Origin of the sequence: Streptomyces sp. W16 (assembly GCF_033194735.1) — a bacterium.
Classification (GTDB): Bacteria; Actinomycetota; Actinomycetes; order Streptomycetales; family Streptomycetaceae; genus Streptomyces.
This window is the reverse complement of sequence record NZ_JAWOAI010001161.1, coordinates 1-935: the sequence shown is the minus strand read 5'-3', so window position 1 is coordinate 935 and position 935 is coordinate 1. Positions and strand designations below refer to the sequence as shown.

Annotated in this window: 1 protein-coding gene; it reads left to right on the top strand. The window is 75.3% G+C overall.

Annotated features, from left to right (window positions below; genetic code table 11):
• Window position 1 precedes the first annotated feature (1 nt).
• Window positions 2–814: a biotin-dependent carboxyltransferase family protein gene (locus R6V09_RS53935; RefSeq protein WP_317888666.1), complete on the top strand. Its 813-nt coding sequence runs from the start codon at window positions 2–4 to the stop codon at window positions 812–814.
• Window positions 815–935: the final 121 nt, after the last annotated feature.

Sequence of the window (935 nt, the reverse complement as noted above, 5' to 3'; positions counted from 1 at the left end):
CCTGGGGCGGCCCGGACACGCGCACCTGGGGGTGCCGCGTTCCGGGGCGCTCGACGGGCCCGCGGCGGCGCTCGTCAACCGGCTGGTCGGCAATCCGCCCGAGGCTGCCGTCCTGGAGACGACCCTCAACGGGTGTGCTGTAAGGCCTCGTTCAACAACTCTCGTGGCCGTCGGCGGAGCGCCCTGCCCGGTCACGGTGGACGGACGTCCCGTCGCCTGGGGCGCACCCGTGCACGTGCCCGCCGGAGCCCTCCTGGACATCGGAACAGCCTTCTCCGGAGTACGCGCCTACGTCGCCTTCGCCGGCGGCGTCACCGTGGAGCCGGTGCTCGGCAGCCGCTCCACGGATCTGCTCTCCGGGCTCGGTCCAGCGCCGCTGACGAACGGCGCCATACTGCCGCTGGGGTCCCCGACGAGCCTCCACGCGCGCGTGGACGTCGCCCCGCAGCCGCGCCCCCCGGTCGAACTCGTCCTTCGGGTGACGCTCGGACCCCGCGACGACTGGTTCACCCCGGAGGCCGTGCGGGCGTTCACCTCACGCGTCTATCAGGTGTCGTCGGCGAGCAACCGCATCGGCCTGCGCACCGAGGGGCCCGCCCTGGAGCGGGCCCTGACCGGTGAACTCCCCAGCGAGGGCATGGTCCTGGGCGCCGTCCAGGTCCCCCCGGACGGCCGCCCCGTGGTCTTCCTCGCCGACCATCCGACCACCGGCGGCTATCCGGTGATCGCGGTCGTCCGCCCGACGGACCTCCCGGCCGCCGCGCAGGCGGTGCCCGGAACCCCGGTCCGTTTCGTGGCCGTACGGCGCCGCTGAGGCCCCGTACCCGCCCTATGCGGCGTCCGGCTGCTTCTCCCCCACCGAGAGGGCGGCCAGCGCCGCCGACACCGCGTGGGACGCGCTCAGGTCGAGCCGCGCGCTGGTGCCCCGCGCGCGG